The 1,343-nt window shown below is 51.1% G+C and carries 1 protein-coding gene; it reads right to left on the reverse strand.

Annotated features, from left to right (window positions below; genetic code table 11):
* The coding region (gene tnpC, locus ACFOTD_RS34460) for an IS66 family transposase (RefSeq protein ID WP_378124529.1) at positions 1 to 1,316 on the reverse strand (1,316 nt) is incomplete at its 3' end.
* Between the last annotated feature and the right edge of the window lie 27 nt (positions 1,317 to 1,343).

Consider the following 1,343-nt stretch of genomic DNA (forward strand, 5'->3'; position numbering starts at 1 on the left):
GGAATTTGGACATCACGAAGAAAGGCCAGAATGGCGGTTTTGTATTGCTGAAACCGTTCGGCCAAATTCCCTGCCTTCCCTTTGGCATGTCTGCCGCGTGTGCCTTTTTCCTTGGGGATAAATCCTTGCTTCCACTGGGCTTCGCCGCGTAGCAGAATGTCATCGTAGCGTCGCTCGATTTCTGCAATCACGGATTCGGGCAGAAGCTTTTCCGCTTTCCGGGCAGCGGAAGTTACTTCCCAAGCCTCTTGCAGCAGCTCTTTCATCTCCTTTGCCCATTGCTGTTTGTCGTGCTCGATAATACCTTGGCATTCGCGAAGGAGATGAGCGTTGCACAGCGCGTGGTGAAACGAAAAAGACGTTTTGTGAAAATAGGGCCAGTAAAAGTCGTGAACAACCGTCCCTTTGTAGTAGGGCAGAACTTCACCCGCGATCATCCCTTTCGTTCCCCGGCTCTCGTGAACGGTGAGAAGCGTGTACGCCGCATTACTTACGGTATGCATCCAAGCCCCGTGCCCCTCGGCACGACAGCCGGTCTCATCGGCATGAACAACCGGACTGCTCAAAATCTGCTCCCGGATCTGCTGCTCAGTCGGCGCAAGGGCGGTATGCATCTGGCTGAGCCGGGAAAGCAAAGTAGCTTCGCTGGGCCCATGCCCCGTTAAATCTGCGAAGAGCTGTGATATTCGTTCTAACGGAAGCATGTGATAGGTGCTTAAATAACTCGTCCATGCCGATAAGGTTGCACCATATTGTACGGGAGCGTTCACACCTACTGGAAAAGCCCCGCTCGTACGGGTACGACATTTTGGACAACAAATGGTTGCTGCCCGATGTTCCGTAACGATCCATGTGAACGAAGGCAAGTCAAACACTTGCCTTGCTTCAAACTTCAGCGCGGGCACACCCGCAAGCGAAGTGTGACAAGACTGACAAGACTGAGGGGAATGAACGACGAACTGATTAGGCTCAGTAGAGAAACGGAGGGTTTGTCCAGAGTGCCCCTCGGGCGCTCCCTTCTTCCCGCCGGATTGCCGAAGGTTATTCTTTTTTCGAAATCCATCACTAGAAGGCGGTTTGCTGCTGTTATTACTATTTTGGCCTAATTGCCTTTCCAGCTCATGCACACGTTTTTCGAGCTTGACGATTTGTTCAGCTTGAGAGGTAACAATGGCTTGGAGTTGTTGGTTTTGTTCGGTAAGCACACGGTTCTGTTCCCTTAGCGTTCGATTGTGTTCGAGGAGTGCATGGAAGAAGCCAGCAATTTCGGAATCGCCTTTACAAATTTGGTCTACTTGTTCCTTGCTAAATTCCATCTCTTCACAATCCTCGTTTGGGTTTAA

Origin of the sequence: Cohnella sp. GCM10012308 (assembly GCF_042649185.1) — a bacterium.
Taxonomy (GTDB): Bacteria; Bacillota; Bacilli; order Paenibacillales; family Paenibacillaceae; genus Cohnella.